Origin of the sequence: Pseudomonas viridiflava, assembly GCF_900602065.1 — a bacterium.
GTDB lineage: Bacteria > Pseudomonadota > Gammaproteobacteria > Pseudomonadales > Pseudomonadaceae > Aquipseudomonas.
This window is the reverse complement of the sequence record NZ_UWFN01000116.1, coordinates 1-19,424: the sequence shown is the minus strand read 5'-3', so window position 1 is coordinate 19,424 and position 19,424 is coordinate 1. Positions and strand designations below refer to the sequence as shown.

18 protein-coding genes and 4 pseudogenes are annotated in these 19,424 nt (G+C 50.8%); 12 read left to right on the top strand and 10 right to left on the bottom strand.

The window, feature by feature from the left end; genetic code table 11:
• Window positions 1-23: 23 nt before the first annotated feature.
• The gene (locus EE949_RS05320; RefSeq protein WP_122663318.1) at window positions 24-998 is read right to left on the bottom strand and encodes a helix-turn-helix domain-containing protein; all 975 of its coding nucleotides are present in this window, start codon (window positions 996-998) and stop codon (window positions 24-26) included.
• A 648-nt stretch (window positions 999-1,646) separates the two neighbouring features.
• Between EE949_RS05320 and EE949_RS30140 the strand changes: the two are divergent.
• Together EE949_RS30140 and EE949_RS30135 are read left to right on the top strand one after the other, a co-directional pair.
• Window positions 1,647-2,783 (top strand): annotated as a pseudogene (locus tag EE949_RS30140) (HAMP domain-containing protein); the annotation flags it as partial.
• Between the two features lie 333 nt (window positions 2,784-3,116).
• Window positions 3,117-3,644, top strand: a pseudogene (locus EE949_RS30135) (methyl-accepting chemotaxis protein); the annotation flags it as partial.
• A 180-nt stretch (window positions 3,645-3,824) separates the two neighbouring features.
• Here EE949_RS30135 and EE949_RS05310 read toward each other — a convergent pair.
• Window positions 3,825-4,202 carry a histone-like nucleoid-structuring protein, MvaT/MvaU family gene (locus EE949_RS05310; RefSeq protein ID WP_122663316.1) on the bottom strand — a complete coding sequence of 126 codons (378 nt, stop codon included), beginning with the start codon at window positions 4,200-4,202 and terminating at the stop codon, window positions 3,825-3,827.
• A gap of 154 nt (window positions 4,203-4,356) precedes the next feature.
• Here EE949_RS05310 and EE949_RS05305 point away from each other — a divergent pair, with 154 nt between their 5' ends.
• Complete coding sequence (locus EE949_RS05305) at window positions 4,357-4,626, top strand: DNA-binding protein (protein ID WP_431194212.1); 270 nt, start codon at window positions 4,357-4,359, stop codon at window positions 4,624-4,626.
• A 636-nt stretch (window positions 4,627-5,262) separates the two neighbouring features.
• Here EE949_RS05305 and EE949_RS05300 read toward each other — a convergent pair.
• The 6 genes and pseudogenes from EE949_RS05300 to EE949_RS05275 form a co-directional block, all read right to left on the bottom strand.
• Window positions 5,263-6,261, bottom strand: a complete 999-nt coding sequence (locus tag EE949_RS05300) for a helix-turn-helix transcriptional regulator (protein ID WP_122663315.1) — start codon at window positions 6,259-6,261, stop codon at window positions 5,263-5,265.
• A 111-nt stretch (window positions 6,262-6,372) separates the two neighbouring features.
• A pseudogene (locus EE949_RS30130) lies at window positions 6,373-7,002 on the bottom strand (methyl-accepting chemotaxis protein); the annotation flags it as partial.
• 613 nt (window positions 7,003-7,615) lie between these two features.
• On the bottom strand, window positions 7,616-7,984 hold the full coding sequence (locus EE949_RS05290; RefSeq protein WP_122663313.1) for a response regulator: 369 nt from the start codon (window positions 7,982-7,984) through the stop codon (window positions 7,616-7,618).
• A gap of 11 nt (window positions 7,985-7,995) precedes the next feature.
• Complete coding sequence (locus tag EE949_RS05285) at window positions 7,996-8,241, bottom strand: hypothetical protein (RefSeq protein ID WP_122663312.1); 246 nt, start codon at window positions 8,239-8,241, stop codon at window positions 7,996-7,998.
• Window positions 8,238-8,810: a chemotaxis protein CheW gene (locus EE949_RS05280; RefSeq protein ID WP_346773482.1), complete on the bottom strand. Its 573-nt coding sequence runs from the start codon at window positions 8,808-8,810 to the stop codon at window positions 8,238-8,240. The genes EE949_RS05285 and EE949_RS05280 overlap by 4 nt, the downstream gene beginning before the upstream one ends.
• Before the next feature lie 46 nt (window positions 8,811-8,856).
• Entirely contained in the window at window positions 8,857-10,221 is a 1,365-nt protein-coding gene (locus EE949_RS05275; RefSeq protein ID WP_122663310.1) for a chemotaxis protein CheA, read from the bottom strand.
• A 491-nt stretch (window positions 10,222-10,712) separates the two neighbouring features.
• On the opposite strand from EE949_RS05275, the pseudogene EE949_RS30125 reads away from it, so the two are divergent.
• From EE949_RS30125 to EE949_RS05255, 4 genes and pseudogenes are all read left to right on the top strand, one after another.
• Window positions 10,713-11,330: pseudogene (locus tag EE949_RS30125) on the top strand (MCP four helix bundle domain-containing protein); the annotation flags it as partial.
• Window positions 11,331-11,360: 30 nt separating this feature from the next.
• Window positions 11,361-12,428 carry a methyl-accepting chemotaxis protein gene (locus EE949_RS30120; RefSeq protein ID WP_431194213.1) on the top strand — a complete coding sequence of 356 codons (1,068 nt, stop codon included), beginning with the start codon at window positions 11,361-11,363 and terminating at the stop codon, window positions 12,426-12,428.
• Window positions 12,429-13,358: 930 nt separating this feature from the next.
• Complete coding sequence (locus EE949_RS05260; protein WP_122663308.1) at window positions 13,359-13,697, top strand: TetR/AcrR family transcriptional regulator; 339 nt, start codon at window positions 13,359-13,361, stop codon at window positions 13,695-13,697.
• Window positions 13,698-13,720: 23 nt separating this feature from the next.
• The gene (locus EE949_RS05255; RefSeq protein WP_122663307.1) at window positions 13,721-13,906 is read left to right on the top strand and encodes a hypothetical protein; all 186 of its coding nucleotides are present in this window, start codon (window positions 13,721-13,723) and stop codon (window positions 13,904-13,906) included.
• A gap of 295 nt (window positions 13,907-14,201) precedes the next feature.
• On the opposite strand, the gene EE949_RS05250 is transcribed toward EE949_RS05255, so the two are convergent.
• Both EE949_RS05250 and EE949_RS05245 read right to left on the bottom strand, forming a co-directional pair.
• The gene (locus EE949_RS05250; RefSeq protein ID WP_122663306.1) at window positions 14,202-14,417 is read right to left on the bottom strand and encodes a hypothetical protein; all 216 of its coding nucleotides are present in this window, start codon (window positions 14,415-14,417) and stop codon (window positions 14,202-14,204) included.
• Between the two features lie 224 nt (window positions 14,418-14,641).
• On the bottom strand, window positions 14,642-15,262 hold the full coding sequence (locus EE949_RS05245; RefSeq protein ID WP_162873815.1) for a TetR/AcrR family transcriptional regulator: 621 nt from the start codon (window positions 15,260-15,262) through the stop codon (window positions 14,642-14,644).
• Between the two features lie 100 nt (window positions 15,263-15,362).
• On the opposite strand from EE949_RS05245, the gene EE949_RS05240 reads away from it, so the two are divergent.
• The 5 genes from EE949_RS05240 to EE949_RS30020 all read left to right on the top strand — a co-directional run.
• A complete protein-coding gene (locus tag EE949_RS05240) occupies window positions 15,363-16,121 on the top strand; it encodes an SDR family oxidoreductase (RefSeq protein ID WP_122663305.1) in 759 nt (252 codons plus the stop codon).
• A gap of 206 nt (window positions 16,122-16,327) precedes the next feature.
• A complete protein-coding gene (locus EE949_RS05235; protein WP_162873816.1) occupies window positions 16,328-16,759 on the top strand; it encodes a MarR family winged helix-turn-helix transcriptional regulator in 432 nt (143 codons plus the stop codon).
• A gap of 30 nt (window positions 16,760-16,789) precedes the next feature.
• Window positions 16,790-17,506, top strand: coding sequence for a nitroreductase (locus EE949_RS05230; RefSeq protein WP_122663304.1), 717 nt, complete (start codon window positions 16,790-16,792; stop codon window positions 17,504-17,506).
• A 114-nt stretch (window positions 17,507-17,620) separates the two neighbouring features.
• Window positions 17,621-18,376: an NADPH-dependent F420 reductase gene (locus tag EE949_RS05225; RefSeq protein ID WP_122663303.1), complete on the top strand. Its 756-nt coding sequence runs from the start codon at window positions 17,621-17,623 to the stop codon at window positions 18,374-18,376.
• Between the two features lie 856 nt (window positions 18,377-19,232).
• A partial coding sequence (locus EE949_RS30020) for a VOC family protein (protein WP_346773478.1) occupies window positions 19,233-19,424 on the top strand: 192 nt, incomplete at its 3' end.

The following is a 19,424-nucleotide window of genomic DNA, read 5'->3' as shown; positions in this document are numbered from 1 at the left end:
CTCCCTCCCCCTCGGCATAGGAATTATCGACAAGACTTGCCTTTACAAGCTAGAAGATCTGTTGGGCGCTCCCCATACAGCGAGAAATAGTATTTCTGGTAAAGCTGGTAGTTGGTGAAACCGCAAGCCATGGCTATTTCCAATGGTGTCTGCTTGCACTCAGCACTCGCTAACATTTCGCGTGATCTCTGTAGCCGTATCCCTCTAAGGAATCTCATCGGCGTTGTGTTTTTGAATTTCTTGAATCCCATTTGGAGGGATCTAATGCTGATGCCGACCTGTAAAGCAATCTCGCTGACGGTGATATCACGACTCAGGCTCTCAATCATAAACAGTTCAGCCTTTTTTATGGTGTAGGGTGTAGGTATCAAAACCGAGCTCTGGTCATTTAAAATGTGCGAATAATTATTCGCGAAGCCATACAAAACAAAAGCAACTAAACTTTCCTTTAGACCCGCTGTTACCCCCGCAATAGGCAGTGATGCGCTGCTAGCATACGAAATCACATTGTCGACAATATTAGTCATGAAGTCACGCTGAACACTAGTTCCCCTAACACCACTAAAATACACTCTCGCTTTTGGAGGTTGACCTAGCAGCATTGTGAGCCCTTTAAATAAATCCGCGTTATCAATATATACGGTTCTATACTTGACCCCTGGTTCGTAACTCACGCTGTCGCTGTATCGATAATCAGTCAAAGCAACCTGCCCTGGCTTCACCAGCTGACTTCCACCGAAACTTTTCCAACTGATCGCCCCCACTTCAGGCATCATAAACATTACACCGTCCATCTCGCCGAAATTCTCGTATGCCCAGCCTGATCCGCTGCAGGAGGAGCTTACAAATGAATCTCCAAGCATACAAAAACAAGTGGCATAATCAAAACTTCCCTGAGATACCGGTCTAACAACCTTTTTTTCATCACAAACGCTGAGGCGCTCACCCAGTACGTCGATATCTTGAGTTTTCAAGCTAAAGTAATAATGCGCTCGCATTACTTTCCCTCATATAGGTTTCCCGCAAAAACATGATCTGGCCCCTTAATACAAACTGCCTTATAACTGGTAAGCCCACAACAAAAAAAACGCACGCACATTCAAAAACGAAATTTTTTCTTCAGCCAATGGATCACCCCTCTTGTCGGTTATCGTATAACTGCTTCTTGATCTGCTCTCGCACATAGCCTTGTTCATGTACTGGATTTCGTGCTGGCTGGCTGCATGTTTAGCAAATTTCGCTGATAGAAGCCATGACGTCATTAAGTGCGTGAGAATTTCATCCGTCAATCAGTAATCGATGAGTTTCACAGCGTCGCTTAAAATTAATTTTCGTTTTCTTTTAAAAGCTTCGTTTTATTTAAAGGCCTCATCCTTAATGCTTTTTTATTGAGACTTACAAAAAAAACCACGACCCGCATCCTAAAATCTCTTTTGCTGGCCGAATTCTCATGGGATGATCGGAGAGAATTAACGTCATGCGCAATAATCAGCTCAGAGCTTCAGCTTAGGAATTCAAAATCAAATTAGGCGCGGCGGAAGCAGCTGAACAAAGCGTTTAAATAAAGATTTATTTCAAATGAGCACTATTCAGCGCACTTAAAAATACTTAACTCAACCCTTTAGCTATGCCGCAGGTATACAGAAATGGCCTCGATCAAGACAGTTCAAGCCCGCTACACCGCAACCTTCATTGGATTCATTGGGGTGGTGATCGTCCTGACGATCTTAGGCATCAACCATTTCGTGTCTCCTAGGCTGACGGCAACTGATGAAAACATGCTGACCGTCAAGGCCGCCGACATCAGCAATGAGATCAAGACCGAACTTGCCCGTGTGCAGGCGCAGGCCCGGGTAATTACAGAACTCGTGTCGCAGCTAGCCAGCGATGATATAGACCGGCTGCTGCCCATGATGGTCAACCAGTACGGTGAAGCCAAGATATTCGGTGGTGGGATCTGGCCTTTGCCTAATGCACGTACGCCAGGGCGTACCAAGCACAGCACCTTTTACCACCGGGATGCATCGGGCAAGTTGGTCGTCAACACTCACTGGAACTCCGCAGAATCGCTCAACTATTTTGAACAGGGCTGGTATAAGGGCGGCTTGAACTCCCCAGCAGGTCAATGCGCGTGGGCACCTGCATATCAAGATGCGGCCAGCCCAGAGCCGCGCACCAACTGCGCGATGGCTATCACTAAAAATGGCCAACCATGGGGCGTGTCAACTATCGACGTGACACTGGGCTTTTTCAACAAACTGGTCGAAGCCAAGGAGAAGGAAGTAAACGGCCGGATCATGATCATCGAGGCGGACGGCAAGATACTCTCCAACGTGCCGGGTAGCAGTGACAGGATAGTATTGCGCAACATCTCCGAACTGGCAGCACAGTCACCTTTCATCAACGGCATAAAGGCGGCATTGGCCGCCAAAGGCACCGGCACTGCACGCCTGACATATCAGAACAAGGACGGCGAAGAGTCAACCCTATTCCTGATACCGGTCGCGGGCACTCCATGGCTGTTGGCTGTCTCGCAAAATACGGCGCTGCTGCAAAGCCAGAGCGTCGCAGTACTCAAGACATTGGCCTGGCTGCAGATCCCTATGGTTCTGGTGCTGCTGTTGCTGATGATTTTCGCGTTACGCAAGCTGATGAACCGCCTGATAGTGCTCAAAAACAGTATCGATACGCTGTCCGCTGGGGATGCCGACCTGACCCGCCGTATTACCGTTAAAGGCAATGACGAAGTCGACCAGGTGGGAGAGTCGGTCAACCATTTCATCGCTTACCTGCAACGCATGATGCTTGAAGTCAGTAGCTCGACCCGTGACATCGCGAGCGGCATTGACCAATTGCGCAGCCAGGCGAGTGCTACCAATGCGATTCTGATCCGCCACGCCAATGAAACCGATCAGGCGGTGACTGCAATTACCGAAATGTCCTCCACCGCTGACGAAGTGGCTCGCAGCGCAGCACTGACTGCGAGATTCACTCAGTCAGCAAACGAAAACGCCCAGGTTTCCAAATCAGTAGTGGCGGACGCTTCGGACAGCGTGACCGCATTGATCGGTGAAGTCGACTCGGCCACCGGCAAGGTGCAGTCGATGGAGCAGGACGCCAAAAGCATCAACGCAGTGCTGACAGTAATCGGCGAAATCGCTGGGCAAACCAACCTCTTGGCGCTCAACGCGGCGATCGAAGCAGCTCGCGCCGGTGAACAGGGCCGTGGTTTCGCCGTTGTAGCAGATGAAGTTCGCGCCCTCGCCGCCCGCACTCAGGCTAGTACCTCGGAAATAAATAAGATGCTCGGTAACCTGCAGCAAGGCGTAGGTGATGCTGTCGCAGCGATGGAAATAACTCGTCAGAGCTGTCAGGCAACGGCTGGCAAGACCACTGCCGTTACGGCAGGGCTGGATGATATGACCAATTCAGTGGTGCGCATCAACGATCTGAGCACGCAAATCGCTACAGCGGCCGAAGAGCAAAGCGCTGTGTCCGAAGAAATCAGCCGCAACATCATCGCTGTCCGGCACATCGTCGAGGAACTAGTAGAGGGCGGATCCAGCAATGAAAGAAGTACGGTGGCGCTGTCCGAATCGAACAATCGACTGATTGAGCTAGTTCAGCGCTTCAAGGTTAGCTAAATCGGATGTCGAGCCTGCCGTTAACTACACATTACCCTAAGGATGCTCCACGTCCTTGTAAACAGACCTCGCTCGCTTGCTGAGTCGGCGGAAGTTTCAGGGTATAAATGGCTTTGCCAGGGCAAGGTGGACTGCTAAAAAAAGGCCCTATCAAGGGCCTTTGCTTCTGCTAACTGTAATTCACTTAGAAAGCCAAGACTCTACAACATCCGAACCATGCTCATTTTTCCAGGCTTTCAGCAGCTTGTGGTTCCCGCCCTTCGTCTCAACGATCTCGCCCGAATGCGGATTCTTATAAACCTTCATCGCACGTGCCTTACGAGTACCTTTTTCTACAGGCGCAGGCAGGGGCGAAGATTTGCGACGGGTAGCTGCAATCGGATCCAGCAGGCCGATTACGTCACGAAGGCTGTAGCCGTACTCAGCCAACAGACCGAGCAGTTTGGTCTCAAACTCCATTTCAGTCTGGAGCCCAGAATCACTTTTCATCGACTCTAGCTCTGCGAGCTGGGCGGCTAGTTGTTGTTCGAGCTTTCGGTATTCAGCTAAACGAGACATAGTGATCCTTAGATTATGAGCTAGTGCGTCGGGATACTAAGGGATGCAACCAGGTCAGTCATCAAATATCCGAGGAAATCATGAGGGCTCCTTTCATCGCAACGTCTGGCGAAATATCTGAGCACTCTGACTGCTTTGAAAAAATGATCATCAGATGGAAGTATCAATTATGAGTAGATTACGAACACCCGCTGAAGCCAAGCTTTGGTTACAAAGTCATGGGGTTTCAGTGCAGGCCTTCGCGCAGGCCCATGACTTGGATGCAGCTACTTGCTACCAACTGCTTGATGGTCGTAAAAAGGGCCTGCGCGGCAAAGCGCATGACGCCGCAGTCGCACTAGGCATCAAGGAAGACTTGTCCGGGAAAGACATATTAACTCCCACTTCGCACAGTCACTCTGCAATTCGGGGGCCCGGTAACTAGGCTGGGTCTCAAAGTAGGTTGGATGCTGGAGACATCAACACAATTTTTGACGTATTGATTAGCAGGCAACCTTCTTTAGGAATCAATCAAACTTTGCAGACGGTTTTCTACAAATGCCTTAAGGCCAATCACACCCGCGAATGCGTGTTTTCATGACCTCTTGTCACTCTCGAGAGTTGACAAGCCGGTGATGGGTAATGAGCTTCCGACCTTTCTGCTAGATCTCTGTGGTTGGATCTCCGAAGCAGCCTCTGGCGCTGCTCCCCGTCAAGAAAGCCCAACGCGACTGCGAGGGTAGCGTTGAGCTTCACAATATGTGCCGATTGGAGAATAACCAAATTCTGAAGTGAGAGAAAAGCTGTAGCACCGGAGGTATATGCATCGGCTGCGGTGGTCTGATTCATGCCCACCTTGTTCCTTGCCACCGGTAGGTAAACCAATGGCGTGGACTGGGCTCCGAGAGGAACCTTCTAAATTTCCACTCCACTCTGCACGACCGGCGCTCGCAGGTGGTAGGCTGCGGTAGCGCTCATCCATGATTCTCCTTGTCTCGAGGCGTTTATCCTAGTTACCGATACATCTGAGGGCCAATCCGCCGCAGACGAAAGTAATATCCAATTTCCCCTCCCTAAGCGCCTACGTCTTGTTATCGATAACAGGAGATTGAAGCTTCGCTCGCTCCCTGATTTTATCGGGGAAAACGCCATATTTTTGATAAAAATATTTTGAAAATAGATAGTAGTTAGTAAAACCAGCTTTGAGGGCCAATTCTTTGGTTGTCATTAAGTTTAAAGGGTCAGACAATGCCAGGTGGACACTCTCTAACCTGACCCCCCTAATGTATTCAAGCGGCGTCATACCTCTATATTTCTTAAATCCCAACTGTAGCGCACGCACACTCACCGAGGAGTGCTTTGCAATATCACTCAAAGTGATAGGGCACTCCGAATTTTGCATAATAAAGCTGATGGCTGACTTAATCAGCTTGGGGGTAGGCGGAATAACGGTCGAATCATCCAGCAAAAGCTTGGAATAATTATTTGGCAGTACGTGAAGCATGGCAGTGATCAACGCCTGCTGCAGGTTTTTAACCGCTAGCGGTGCCTTCAATAACGGTGCTGTACCTGTTGCACCTAGTAAAACCGAAGAGATCAGGTAACTCAGAAGCGCATTAGCTTCTCTGTTGAGGTTTTGATGATTTTTAAAGCTTATTCTCTGACGTGCGGGAAACCCCAGGCACATGGAAAGTTCTTCGACCAGAATTAAATTCGGAACGAACACCGTGTTGTTTTGAGTGCCCATCGAAAATCCCCCCGACGTTATCAGCTGGCTGTCCAACACTAACACGGAGCCTGTGGTGTGGCTTAGCCTATCTGTTTTTGTCACCCACTCACTTAATCCACACTTCGGCAGGGAGAGCATAAATCCATCAGTTTCACTCGTCATTTCAAACCCCCAACCACTTGACGTGTAGGAAGAGCTGACAAAAAAACTGCCGATAAAACAGATTTTCTTTCGGTAATCAAAGGAACCGTTTTCTCCAGGCCTTATGACTACCGACGTATTATTGTCCGCGAAATGCGCCCACGCCGATTCCGCGCTACTGATAATGATATTTGAATGACTTTTAATCATTGCTTTGAGCCCCCATCAATAAAACAGAAACTAAGGCAACCCAGAAAAGTGTTTTTCTTTTTATTGCTTATCAAGTTTCGGGCGCAATAAATAACTACCAAAGACGTACCATTAGAAAAGCTCTATTTTTAAACTTGGTGTACCCGCGCTTCTCAAGTCATCACCTGCCGACTGATGACGCTCTTCTTCTTGCCCGAACTCGAGGCGCAGTTTATTCAGTGCCTCCTTCAACGATGGCAGGTCTACCATCGATAAATCCAAGGCGCTCAATTGCTTTGCTGTCCGTTCAAAAATGCTGTCACGCTGATGCCGTATCGCCTGCATGCGTTCTATGGACTGTCGAATCACATCTTGAAACTGAACATCTCCCAGTAGCTCACTAATACCCTGCACGAGCTCGGTGTTACATTCTGTCATGACAGCCATCAACGCATTGTAGAACGCCTGAGTTTCCATGTAATTCCCTCCGAGTTTCTGGATGGTTTCAAGAACTCGTTGTGCCTCGTGGGTATCACTTTCCACCCGTTTTCTGTACCCGTCATCAAACCCCTCTTCAAGTGCCGCGCGTGCTTTCAACATCGAAAATTCAATATCTTGCGCGGCACTTGCGGCATCCTGGGCAAGCTTGCGAATTTCGCCGGCAACCACGGCAAAGCCACGACCAGCATCACCGGCGCGGGCAGCTTCGATGGCCGCATTGAGCGCGAGTAAATTGGTCTGGTCAGCAATGGCAGATATCACGGCAGTCTTACCCGTCATGGTCAGAATACTCTGAGTCATGCTGAAGACCTTTTCAAGGTCAGACTCGAGCCTGCCCTTCAACATGCGGACCAGATTCTCGACAGCGCTTGAACGCTCCTTGACTTCCTCTTCAAGGTTCCCGCCAAACTTAGCCTTTTCCAGGTATTCAACCAGTTGGTTTGCCGTAGCAGCCAAACCTCCCACGCGCCCGATGATGTGATGCGCAGCTTCGTTAGTGATGCGAATCACATCATCGAGATTTTTTTGCACCTTTCTCTCAAGTTGCTGATCGGTATTGATGACCTCCGCCAGTTGGTGGCAAAAACGCTGCGACGCAGGCACGGCTGCCCTCAACTGCTCTAAGGATGCAATCAGTTGAGTCGCTTGCGTGCCAATGGCGCTAATGCATGTCCAGAGGAGAACACCCACCAAAAGGCAAAGAACTGCGATGCCCGGCCCGAACAGCTCGATGTTGCCAGGTTGCAGCATCGCAGCTATTGCGCACACCCCGATGACAAGGAGCCCGACGGTTGCAACTTGGCGCAATCGGCTCACTCGGGTTTCAAGACTGCGGCTTGAGTCTGCAGCATGATTCATGTCCATTCCCTCTGCCTCAAGTGCCCGGCAGTACTTGTTTGATCACTTTTAGCAAGTCGCCTCCACTGACGGGTTTTACCAGCCAGCCGGTGGCCCCCAGTTTCTTGGCTTCATCACGTTTAACCGTCTGGCTCTCGGTGGTCAGCACCAAAATCGGAGTGAAACGGAGTACCGTGCGTGCGTTTCGAATGAACTCGATGCCGTTCATGTTGGGCATATTAATGTCGGTGATAATCAAGTCTGGTTTAAGACCGCCCTTGACACGTTGAAAAGCGTCAAGTCCGTCTTTGGCTGTTTCTACGGTGAAACCGGCCAGCTCCAAATTTTGCTTGACGCTCGCAAGCATTACACTCGAATCATCTATCACAAAGATAGTTTTAGCCATGTCATTAATCCTTATCCAATTACGTTGAGTGAACCTTTTAGCCATGAGGCGAACGGCGTATCCGATGGCCAACTGAGCACGTTCAGAGAGGCTGCGGCCATTAACACTTGCAAAGTGGCGGTATGGAGGTGTTCACAGTGTTCAAAATTAAGTTTGCCATTGGGGTGGGCGTGCACCCATGCCAGCAGTTGGTCCGCTTCTTCAATGCTGATGAAGCCTGTAAACGTCGCCTTGTTCTTCTCATAGACAATGCTCATGAAAATAACTCCTTTGGATTGAGCACCATTAGAATAGAACCATCGCCGAGCAGTGCACTTCCCGAATAGCAGTCAATTTTCTCGAGTTCTCCGGGCATAGGTTTGAGAATCACATCCACCACCTCGCTAAAAACGTCCACCAATAGCCCGACCACTTCGTGATTGACTTTTATAACTAACACTGCCAGCTCGCCCTCCTCGTTAACAAGAGGTTCAGCCGTCAGTGACAGCAATGAATGCAAACTGACAAGTGGCACGATGCGGTCCCGCAGAATGACCGTTTTCTTGTCTTTAATGCTATGTATGTCTTTAGTGTTGATTCTTACCGTTTCAACCTCGCCGTCCATGGGCACACCAAATATCTGCTGATCCGCCTCAACGATCATTACGCTGCTTATGGCCATCGACAATGGCAACGTTAGCCGCAGCGTCGTGCCGCGTCCGATTTCACTGGAAAGCTCTACCAAACCGCTGAGTTTATCGATCGCGTTTTTGACGACGTCCATCCCTACACCACGGCCCGAAAGATCGGTCACAACTTCAGCCGTGGAAAACCCGGCGGAGAAGATTAGGTTCAGCGCTTGCTGGCCGGATAAACGTTCCAGTTGATCCTGATCAATCAGCCCTTTTAAAGGCTTTACGCTTTATTCTGGAAGGGTCGATGCCTTGGCCGTCATCGCTGATTTCGACAATGAAGCGGTCCGGTTCCTGACGTGCCCGAATGCTGAGGACTCCGCGCGCAGGTTTGCCTGAACGCGCTCTGACCTCTGGTGTTTCAAGTCCGTGGTCGAGACTGTTGCGCACGATGTGTATCAACGGCTCGGCGAGCGCCTCTACGATGTTTTTGTCCGCTTCGGTCGACTCCCCTTCGATCACCAGCTCAACTTGCTTGTCGAGCTTTCGTGAAATATCGCGAACTAGGCGAGGAAAGCGCTGGAAGATTGACGATATCGGGGTCATGCGCACCTGCATGATGGTGTTCTGCATATCCTCAGCGATGCGATTAATGAGCGCGTACAGCGCTTTTATATCTCGTGAAAGCTCCCGTACACCGACCTCGCTCTCGGCACGGTTGGCAAGGTAGGGAAGCGAATTTTTTGCAACGACCATCTCGCCGATCAGGTCCATTAATACATCGACTTTCGCTTGATCAACCTTTAACAGTTTGCCATTTACCCCCCCCCCATAAGCACGGTCGGTTTTGCTCGATTCGTGCTCGACATCAGTTGCAGGTACCACGGGGGCGTCGGGAGCCGGTAAGCGTGTCAGATCAGGCAACTCGAGACTCTCCAGAGCGAGGATCAATGCCTGTATCTGCGCCGTTGCCTCAGGTGCGGTTTCGATGATCAGCAACACCCATCGCAGTACCGACGCAGACCATTGTTCTGGCGGACAAAGCTGCAACATTGCCCAAGCGATATCATGCAAACGCGCCAAGTCTTTTTTATTGAGCAGATCAATCGCTTCATTGATGAACGCTGCAGACGCCGGACTGCCGCTGCAGTCGCCCTCCGGAATGATCAATGCGGCAGGCGCCACTGCAATGATTTCTACTTGTTCAGGGGTATAGCGAAAATGCTCCTCAATCTCAGGGCGTGGCGACGCAAGCAGCACTCGGAACTCGAGCACGGATTGATAACAGTCGAATGTTGCGAGGGGAGGCCAAGGCGTATCTGCGACGATTTTTCCGGCTATCAGTCCCGGTGTATGGCGCGCGCTGTAAAAGGGGTCTTCGCCTTTATAGAAGCTGTCGGTATCGGGACGATAGATGACAACAAACAGGGCAGATCCCTTCGAGGCTGCACGCCATGCTGCCGCCCTCTCCTCTTCGCGAAATGCCAGGACGTGCTCCCGACTGTCAATCTCGGCGCCTTCAAAGAAACTGGTGCCTTCGTTCAGCGTCTCGTCTGGGTCAGGAACGTCAGGCAACAACGCCCGTAGCAAACCGGCGATTTCCTGAGAACGCGTTACGTGAAACAAAACGAAGAGCCACCTTTCTCCTACCAAACTATGCCGAGGAAATATTTCCCAAATCAAGCCGCGATATCATTTTGGTATCATTTTGTGGCTGAGGTTTTCATCCGTCAATCAAAAAACGATGCAATCAATCTACTTTTGTACAATTAAGTTTCGTTTTTTTTTAAGTTTTCGCTTTTTCTTAAAAACACAACGCCAATTTACATTATTAACCGTTCACTCAGCGCCCAACAAAGCAAGCAGACGATCACTACCTAGCAAACAAAGCGTCGCACGGGTTTGATGCCCCCATTCAAAACCTGGTGCGTTTTTTGTCTGTTTGATCAATAAATATTTGCCACGCTATAAAAATATTTTTTTCTCTATAGCGGCATGCGTCATGGAAGGTACAGAATGGAAATTCTGTCAAAACCACTTTGAGTTAGCTCGCTTAGATTTTTTTGGGCATGATTGCTTTTAAGCTCAAGATAGCTCATCGTTCGTCGATATAATAAATGTCACGTGCTCAGCGTGAAACGCCCCATCATCCAGTGATGCTTCGCCAGGAGAAGATCATGACCAACAGCAATCATATGGTTCGTTCCGGGTTAACCGTTAAGTGGCGGTTGATGCTCTCCACTTTTATTATCATTGCTGCTTTCTTTGGGTTGTCGGCTTATCTTATTTATCAGATGAAAGTGGCGACTGATAATACGGGAGCGTTGTTTAATCAGGATTTCGCTAATATGGAAAAAGTAGACGGTATTGATGGGCTTCTCACCAGGGCGGATATCAATATTCTACGAATGATCGCAATCGGTGATCCCGTGCAGATTCCAGAATGGAAAAAGCAGAACGAAAGCTCATTTCTTCAGATTGACAGTTTAGTTTCTTCGCTGGCAGGGAAATCATCCGGCGCGCCTTCAAGTGATGATGCTGAAAAACTTAAAAGTGATTATGAAAAAATGCGTGATGGTATGCGCCATCAAACGGCTGTTATTGAGTCGGGTGATATTGCTGGTGCTGCAAAGGTTAACCGCGAAGAAGTGAAACCTTTTGCGGAGCGGGTTTTTCAGACGCTTCATTCGATGCGCGAACTGGGTAAGAATCAAGCGGGCCAAAGGTATAAGGAGCAATTAGCAAGCGCTGATTTCACTCGCACAATGGCCTTAGCTACGACGCTATTGATAGTGGTGCTCAGCGTTATTATCACACTATTCACCACGCGTAGTATTATTGGGTCAATCGGCGGCGAGCCTAGTATGGTAGCTGATTTCACTCGCAATATTGCTCAAGGGGATCTCACGAAATCAATCACAGTTTCGAAAGGCGATGAAGGAAGTGTTGCATTCGCAGTAGGCGTAATGCAGCAACAGCTAAGACAAACGCTACAGCAAATCTTTAATTCGTCGGCACAACTCTCTGACGCTGCAGAAAAACTGACGACAGTTACTGAAGTTAGTGCTAGTAGCATGAAGCGGCAAAATGATGAATTGGATATGGCTGCAACGGCTGTGAATGAGATGACCAGTGCCGTCGAAGAGGTGGCTCGGAATGCTGAACATACTGCTCGTTCCTCAGGAAGCGCTACCGGCGCAACCGATGAGGGTATGGCATTAGTTAGGCAGACCTCTAAAGCAGTCGACAATGTGGGGGGCGATATAGCGAAGACGTCGAATTTGCTGGGGGTCTTGGCGGAGCAGTCTCGTGATATAGGTAAGGTTCTAGATGTCATACGGGGTCTTGCAGAACAAACAAATCTACTGGCATTAAACGCTGCGATCGAAGCAGCGCGAGCCGGGGAAGCAGGTCGAGGCTTCGCGGTGGTAGCCGATGAGGTCCGCGCGCTTGCCCATCGCACACAACAATCAACTACTGAGATAGAACGCTTGGTAACTAATGTTCAGAGTGGCACCGAGCTTGCCGTCGGCTCTATGCTCAGCAACACTGAACTTGTAACAAAAACACTTAGCATTGCAGAAGGCGCCAACGAAGCGCTGGGTAGAATTAATTCGGCTGTAAATGAAATCAACGATCTTAACCTTGTTATTGCCAGCGCATCGCAAGAGCAGGCGCATGTAGCGAGAGAGGTAGATCGCAATTTGGTAAATATTCGCGACCTGTCTGCTCAGTCAGCTCAAGGCGCTGCTCATACGAAGGAAGCAAGTAAAGAGCTATCGCGTTTGGCTACAGAACTTAGTGCTATTGTAGGCCGTTTCCGACTGAGCTAATAAGTCAGGATGATTTAGGATTTTATCGATTGGAGACCGTTCTTGAAGCTAACGGCCGGGCAAGATTTGCTAACATCCAGCCCGGTCTTTTTTTTTCCAGAATTAACCAACTATTTGTCCTTGGGTATTTGAGCGTACGCTATAAAAGACTACGGCCGCGCGCCTCCTGACTTGGCGTGACGAGTGGCGGCTTGGCGGTTGGGACGGCAGCGCAAATCCAGAGCATCCTTCGCGAATCCAAGAGCTTGCTTCCATTGAAAATTGCAGATCTCGAAACGCTGCCGCGCGGAGAGGCCGAGTTCTAGCACCTGGTGACGCAGAGTATGGGTGCGTACGGCCAGCTCCATCAAGTTAGTTCACCTAGTTGACCCGTCCAAGGACTTCCCGCCTCTCTGGCGGCAAGTGCTCGAGCGCCTAGCAGCGGTCGAAGTCCGAATTGCACCTAAGTGCGTCAGCTTTTCGATGTTCTCATCCGTAAAAAAGTGCCGGCAGGCAGCCACAATCTCTTGGGGCTTTAATATACTCTGTGGCACCTCGCCAGCCCACTTCGCAGTGACTGTGAGATGCCGTGGGCTCATTGCATAAATATCGGTTAAGCGAGTCTTACTGAGCTCGCGCATGGGCTGAATTCGTCTGATGGCAAAGCTGTATATGGTTGGTAAGCGCCCGGCGAACGCACCTTCAAAATCCAATCATTGTGGGTGATGGTGTGCACGTGACGTGTGGACACCATCGCTTATTGTCAGATCACTATTTCCTGTCAAACGCATCAATCCCGGTAAGTTGAGCGGATACGGAACTCCTGCATTCATTCTCTCCTGCATGTGATGCGCCGATCAAAAGGCGCCAAAACATTACTATTGTTTAAACGGACACGATTGTCCACTTTAATTGAATGCAGATGGTGCGAAAATATGCGATATTAATTGCATGCAGATTGAGCGAAAAGATTCGATCCACAATCGTGCGGAGTTGTTGGCGGCGGCGGAGTCCGCAGTGGCAGTGCATGGCGTCGACGTCGCATTTAACCTGATCGCCAAGTTGGCCGGTGTGGGTCAGGGCACCCTCTACCGTCACTTCCCCAATCGTGACGCGCTGATCCAGGCACTGCTGGAGCGATCCATGGACAATCTGGAGTGCTTTGCAGCGCAACAAACTGATCATGATGCGATGTTTCGGGTGCTCGATTCTACGCAAGTCAGATCGAGAAGCACTTCGCGCTTGCCACCTGCTGCGGCGTCGTCGATCCGAACCACATCGGCTTTATAGCGGCGCGCAGGCGTTTCGCTGAGATGATGAGCCCGCTCCTGGTGCGAGCTATCGAGGCGGGTCTCTGCAAGCCCGCGGTCACGATCATCGATATAGGTTCGCTGGTTGCCATGCTGACCGCGCTTCGAAGCGGCACGGGTGGCGAGACCAGCGTGTCTACCCCCAAGAGGATGCTGGCCTTGATGTTGGACGGTATGCGCCGCACCTGAACTTTCCTGCGGGAATTTACGCATATCCTAACTGTAGACGCCTGCAAGCGTAGCGGCCTTTGCTCCGAATCGCGGAGCGGTCATGACTCATGCAACTCACTGGTCAAGTCGAATGCAAACAGGTGGTCAATAGCAACGCAAACGACTGGTCAGCGTGAATGTAAATGGGCGGTAAGATGCTAGATATTTTTCCAAATTGCGCAGCAGTCAAACAGAGGCGACGAGCTGGCCCCTAGATTAAGCGAGCAGTAAAACTGCTAATTCATTAGCCTAGACCACTCCATACGGGCTCGTATCAGGGGCAGTCTACATCACCCCTCACCAAGTCGCGGCAGTATCGAATCTCATGCACCGCACCTGGCTTGAACTGATCGATCCACCCCGCCTCCTCTTCGCCTAGATCACTCGCCGCCTGCTCTGACAGCTCGTCGATATCGATACCCATGCTCGCTGCTGTTGCGAATACAGCTACTAGCGCCTGCTTCAGTTCCATTGCGTGCTTGTCGGTCATATCGGAACCCTCGTGGGTTGAGATATGAGCTTAGACCGGTAGTGCGGTTGGCTTTAAACCTAGTGGGTATAACGTTTATTCCGAAGTGTCCACTCAGGTCAAAAAAGCCACTTGTATTAGATATGGACCGGCGCTACCAGATACTGGAAAAGACTGCATAGACATGTAGGTGCACGCTGTCAGATGAAGGCGTGCACACCTTGGTAACGGGCTTGAAGATTAGTTCAAGGCTTATGAAGCTCATGAGCTGCCAGCCAGGCGTTACTTTGTTTCAGGCTTTCGGGGCTGCCGGCGCATAGACCATCCATTACCAGATTCATCAATCTGGCGAGACGGGGGCGCCAGTCTGTCTGGGCATCCATTTGCCATATTCCGGCGATGGCTAGAAAAAAGTCGTCGTTAGTAATTCCGCTACGAATCGTTCCGGCCTTTTCATTTGCCCTCAAAAGCAGCTCTGCAGCTGTCTGGACTGGAGCATATCCAGACTTCCCTGGAAACTCGTAAACAGACGCAGCTTGTTGAATCGCAGCAGCGAGACCGGCCTTTGTCATTGCGTATTCAGCGAGACAGTCCATCCACTCTCGGAGGGCTTCCTTAGGTGGCTTTGCCGCGAGTAGCTCTTCCGCCAAGGATGCCACCTGCTGCATTTCGAATTGATAGACCTCGAATACCAACTTCTCCCTGGTAGGAAAGTGGCGATAGAACGTGCCCTGCCCTACCCCTGCCTTCTTCGCAATCGTGCTTAACGGAATCGCAGGATCGATTGTCAGCTCTTCTACCGCGACCGCCAAAATACGTTCCCGGTTTTTCCTGGCGTCAGAACGCATCACCAACTCGTCAGTCATGAACAAGATTTTCCTTAACTGCATTGCTAAGCGGACATTTGTCCGGTACGGTTGCTAATGCGGACAACTGTCCGCTTATACGGCGTTTCTGGAGTTTACTATGAACAGCACTGGCAACACGATTCTGGTTACTGGCGGCACCTCAGGCATCGGTCTTGGTCTGGCCCTCAGGCTGCACAATGCGGGCAACAAAGTCATCATCGCGGGACGTCGCAAGGCTCTGCTCGACAAGATAACGTCGGAAAATCCGGGTGTTGAATCGGTGGTGCTGGACGTATCCGATCCGCAATCCATCCAGCGTAGCAGCGAAGCGCTTACGATCAGCCACCCGAACCTGAACGTTCTCATAAACAACGCCGGGATCATGCTCTGGGAGGATTTGATTGATCCAGGCAGCCTCGGCACGGCTGAAAAAATCGTGACGACGAACTTACTCGGCACGATTCGTATGGTTTACGCATTTACTCCGCATCTGCTCAAGCAGCCCGATGCAACGATAGTGAACGTCAGCTCGGCGTTAGCCTTCGTACCGCTGCCAGCTACACCGACCTACAGCGCAACCAAAGCGGCAGTTCACTCGTTCACTCAAAGTCTTCGAGTGCAACTTGAGGGTTCGTCGGTTGAAGTGATTGAGCTTGCGCCGCCGGGGGTACGTACCACACTGCTTGGGCAGGAAAACGATGAAAACGCTATGCCTCTGGAGGAGTTTTTGGATGAAATCTTCGAACTGCTCAAGCTCTCTCCGACCCCGTCTGAACTCGTCGTTGAACGCGCGAAGCCATTACGATTTGCTGAAGCGAGCGGATCACATGGTGACGTATTGAAAATGCTTGCGGGATACAAACCACCGGCAGAGTGAGACGTTGATTTTGTGGGTAACACTTCTCGCGCTCAGGTAGCCAGGTTGCGTCTGCCTACCTGACCTCGCGCCCACTCCACACCCTCGGTATGCATTCCCTATTTGAATTGATTAGACAAGCCATTCGTCGAAGGCAAGCAACGGCGGTTGACGGTAGAGACTGTCTTCATCATTATATAGCGCACTATACAATAGCGAGCTATATAATGACCTCCAATCGGAAACACGTAGGGATGCAGCTCTCTTTTGCGCTATATGCGGCGGCAAACAGGATGGTGCGATTGCACAAACCTTACTTGGAGCCGTTAGGCCTCACCTTCCCTCAGTACCTGGTCATCCTCGAGCTTCTGAATGGCTCCCCAATAACTGTGGGTGTCCTCGGAGCTCGGCTTGCGATGGATGCTGGAACAATAACGCCATTACTGAAAAGGCTTGAGGGTGCCGATCTCGTCAGTCGCACACGAGATCCTGCCGACGAGCGCCGCGTGATGATCGACCTGACGCCTAACAGCCGCATGTTGGAAGCTGACATCCGGGGAATCACTAGCAAAATTAAGTCAGCTTGCCAGCTTGATGAGCAGGGTATCGATGAGCTTCGACAAACACTCGATGCGCTCGGTCATCCGGCAATCGACTGAATATTTTCACGTTTGCAAAAAGAGGAAATCATGGCTATTTCAACGTCTAGATTCGATGCTGATACAGCAGCAGATGCCACCCTTAGATTTCAAAAAACGGCTCGTACGCGGCGCTCATTCCGTGGGTTTACTGACACTTCTGTGCCCGATCACATCATTCAAGAAGTGCTCAAGGATGCTCAGTGCGCTCCCTCCAACTGCAACACACAGCCTTGGAATGTGCACATCGTTCGTGGCCAGAAACTAAAAGAGCTTTCGCAAGTTCTCCATGCGAAAAATAATGCAGGCGAATTCACCCCAGACTTTTCGTTCGATATGGATGCTTTTTACGGTGTCTATGGAGATCGTAAGAATTCACAAGGCAAAGCCTACTACGAAGCTATGGAGGTGATGCGAGAAGACAAAGACGGGCGCCGGCGTGCGGCAGCCTTGAACTTGTCCTTTTTCAATGCTCCCCAAGCGGCTTTTTTATTCATGCCGGTGTTTGGTGACAGTGTTCGAACTGCTGGTGATGTTGGTATGTACGGGCAGACCTTTCTACTGTCTCTTGCTGCACGAGGATTAGGCGGCATCCCGCAAACCTCCCTTGGTTTCTATGCCGCTACGATCCGAGAAGCGCTGGGCATTTCTGAAAAGATGAAAATGCTTTTTGGGATCTCATTCGGCTACCCGGACGAGAGCGCTCCAGGCAACCGCATGCATATGGATCGTGTGCCGATCACCGACAGCGTGACCTTTCATTGCTGAATGACTCATATCTCCCTGAGGCAGGCGACATGAGTGCAAATCCTGGATTGCAGCGGCTCTTGATACGTTCAACTCATTCGAGCCACCAGCCTAGAAGTCACTGAATTATTAGCTATAGGTAACGAGGTTATTGAAATGAAAATCGGAATTATTGGTGCCGGCAATATTGGGGCTACCCTTGCCCGTAAGCTCGCTGCGTGCGGCCACGAAGTTAAACTGGCGAACTCGAAGAGCCCGCAAAGCCTTCAGAACCTTGCCAATGAAATCGGCGTACGTGCGGTCACTAAGGAACAGGCGGTGTCTGAGGTCGATGTCGTTATCCTTTCGATCCCCTTCGCAAGCTACCCTGACCTCAAACAGACCCTGAGCAATCTTCCGGAAAAAACTGTAATCATTGACACGTCCAATTATTATCCGGGACGCGACGGTGCAATCAAGGAGGTCGATGACGGCATGCCAGAAAGCGTTTGGGTAAGCGAGAAAATTGGCCACCCGGTTGTTAAGGCATGGAACGCTGTCCTCGCCGCGACCCTTGCCGACAAAGGCCAACCAGACGGATCCCCAACGCGCATAGCGCTGCCTGTAGCTGGGGGAAATTTGAAAGCGGAGACGGTCGCGCAGAGTCTTGTTGAAGATACAGGCTTTATCGCACTCGCTGCTGGTGACCTTGAAGACTCATGGCGTCAGCAACCAGGTACACCCGCTTACTGCACCGAGTTGACACTGCCGCAGCTGAAATTGGCGTTGCAAGTGGCGGACAAGGAGAGAGCACCTCAAAACCGAGAGGCACTTATGGCAAGGTTTATGGCGCCGGGGAGCCAGTTCACCCATGAGCAAATTGTTGCTACCAATCGCGCCATGACGGCCTAACATGCGGGATCTTTATTTATTATCCGCCCCGTCAATCAAGGCGCGAAACCAGCATTTGTATCTTATAAAATGAGGCGTCGTGGGAACACCAAGCTAAGGCTTCGTTGAAAAATGAAGCCCTCTCATGGAAAAATCGGCGTGGAAACTTCAGAACGGTCCAAGCGCACCAATCTCTTCCAGCCATCACTAGTAGGTTTTCGGTCAATCCAATCCCATGCCCGCACCTGATGACCGTTGATGCACCAGCCACTCTTCGACTTTGACCTCATGCTAGTCTCAGCTACCCCGCTCGCTTGCCGAGTTGGCGGAAGTTTCAGGGTATAGATGGCTTTGCCAGGGCAAGGTGGACTGCGAAAAAAAGGCCCTATCTATTCGCTGCCAGCCTTTGCCGCGACCGGAGAGGCACCTGGATGGCACCACAGTTTCTTCGCAGCCTCCGGTGAGCTGGCCGACGCAATGGTCAAAGGAAACGAGCGATTGTTTCTGACGCATTTCATTCTTCACCATGCCAGCAACCAAGCGGTGTTCACTGACGAACTGGTAGACCGTTACGTGCGGTCATACTCTAAGCCCCAGACCTTCCACCACGCATTTGAATATTACCGTGCGCTTCCCCAATCGATTAAGCAGAACGAGAAGCTGGTGGCTACTAAGTTGACAATGCCTGTACTCGCGGTTGGCGGTGGGGGTAACGGCGGGTTCGGTGTTCAGCAGCCTGAGAACATCCGCCGCTACGCCACTAACGTTGAATCGCACGTGTTGCCAGATTGCGGCCATTGGGTCCCAGAGGAGTGCGCTCCAGCGTTGAGCCCTTTGATCAACTCCTTCTTGGATCGGCCATAGGGCGGAATGCGCAATGTCTAGCAATGTACGTGACATAGATCATGTAGGCATAACGGTTCCAGACATTGAGGCAGCAACCCGGTTCTTTCACGAGGCCTTCGATGCAGCTATCGTCTACGACACAGTGGTCGATGCCAACCGCGTCGCCCCCCCCCCCCCCCCCCCCCCCCCCCCCCCCCCCCCCCCCCCTCCCCCCCCCCCCCCC

Bases quoted from the DNA above. Each gene is read 5' to 3' on its own strand.
- EE949_RS05255 (WP_122663307.1), top strand. From the start codon at position 13,721: ATGATGAGCCCGCTCCTGGTGCGAGCTATCGAGGCGGGTCTCTGCAAG.
- EE949_RS05235 (WP_162873816.1), top strand. From the start codon at position 16,328: ATGACCTCCAATCGGAAACACGTAGGGATGCAGCTCTCTTTTGCGCTA.
- EE949_RS05240 (WP_122663305.1), top strand. From the start codon at position 15,363: ATGAACAGCACTGGCAACACGATTCTGGTTACTGGCGGCACCTCAGGC.
- EE949_RS05300 (WP_122663315.1), bottom strand. From the start codon at position 6,261: ATGATTAAAAGTCATTCAAATATCATTATCAGTAGCGCGGAATCGGCG.
- EE949_RS05250 (WP_122663306.1), bottom strand. From the start codon at position 14,417: ATGACCGACAAGCACGCAATGGAACTGAAGCAGGCGCTAGTAGCTGTA.
- EE949_RS05305 (WP_431194212.1), top strand. From the start codon at position 4,357: ATGGAAGTATCAATTATGAGTAGATTACGAACACCCGCTGAAGCCAAG.
- EE949_RS05245 (WP_162873815.1), bottom strand. From the start codon at position 15,262: ATGACTGACGAGTTGGTGATGCGTTCTGACGCCAGGAAAAACCGGGAA.
- EE949_RS05285 (WP_122663312.1), bottom strand. From the start codon at position 8,241: ATGAGCATTGTCTATGAGAAGAACAAGGCGACGTTTACAGGCTTCATC.
- EE949_RS05310 (WP_122663316.1), bottom strand. From the start codon at position 4,202: ATGTCTCGTTTAGCTGAATACCGAAAGCTCGAACAACAACTAGCCGCC.
- EE949_RS05260 (WP_122663308.1), top strand. From the start codon at position 13,359: ATGCAGATTGAGCGAAAAGATTCGATCCACAATCGTGCGGAGTTGTTG.
- EE949_RS30120 (WP_431194213.1), top strand. From the start codon at position 11,361: ATGGCCTTAGCTACGACGCTATTGATAGTGGTGCTCAGCGTTATTATC.
- EE949_RS05290 (WP_122663313.1), bottom strand. From the start codon at position 7,984: ATGGCTAAAACTATCTTTGTGATAGATGATTCGAGTGTAATGCTTGCG.
- EE949_RS05320 (WP_122663318.1), bottom strand. From the start codon at position 998: ATGCGAGCGCATTATTACTTTAGCTTGAAAACTCAAGATATCGACGTA.
- EE949_RS05230 (WP_122663304.1), top strand. From the start codon at position 16,790: ATGGCTATTTCAACGTCTAGATTCGATGCTGATACAGCAGCAGATGCC.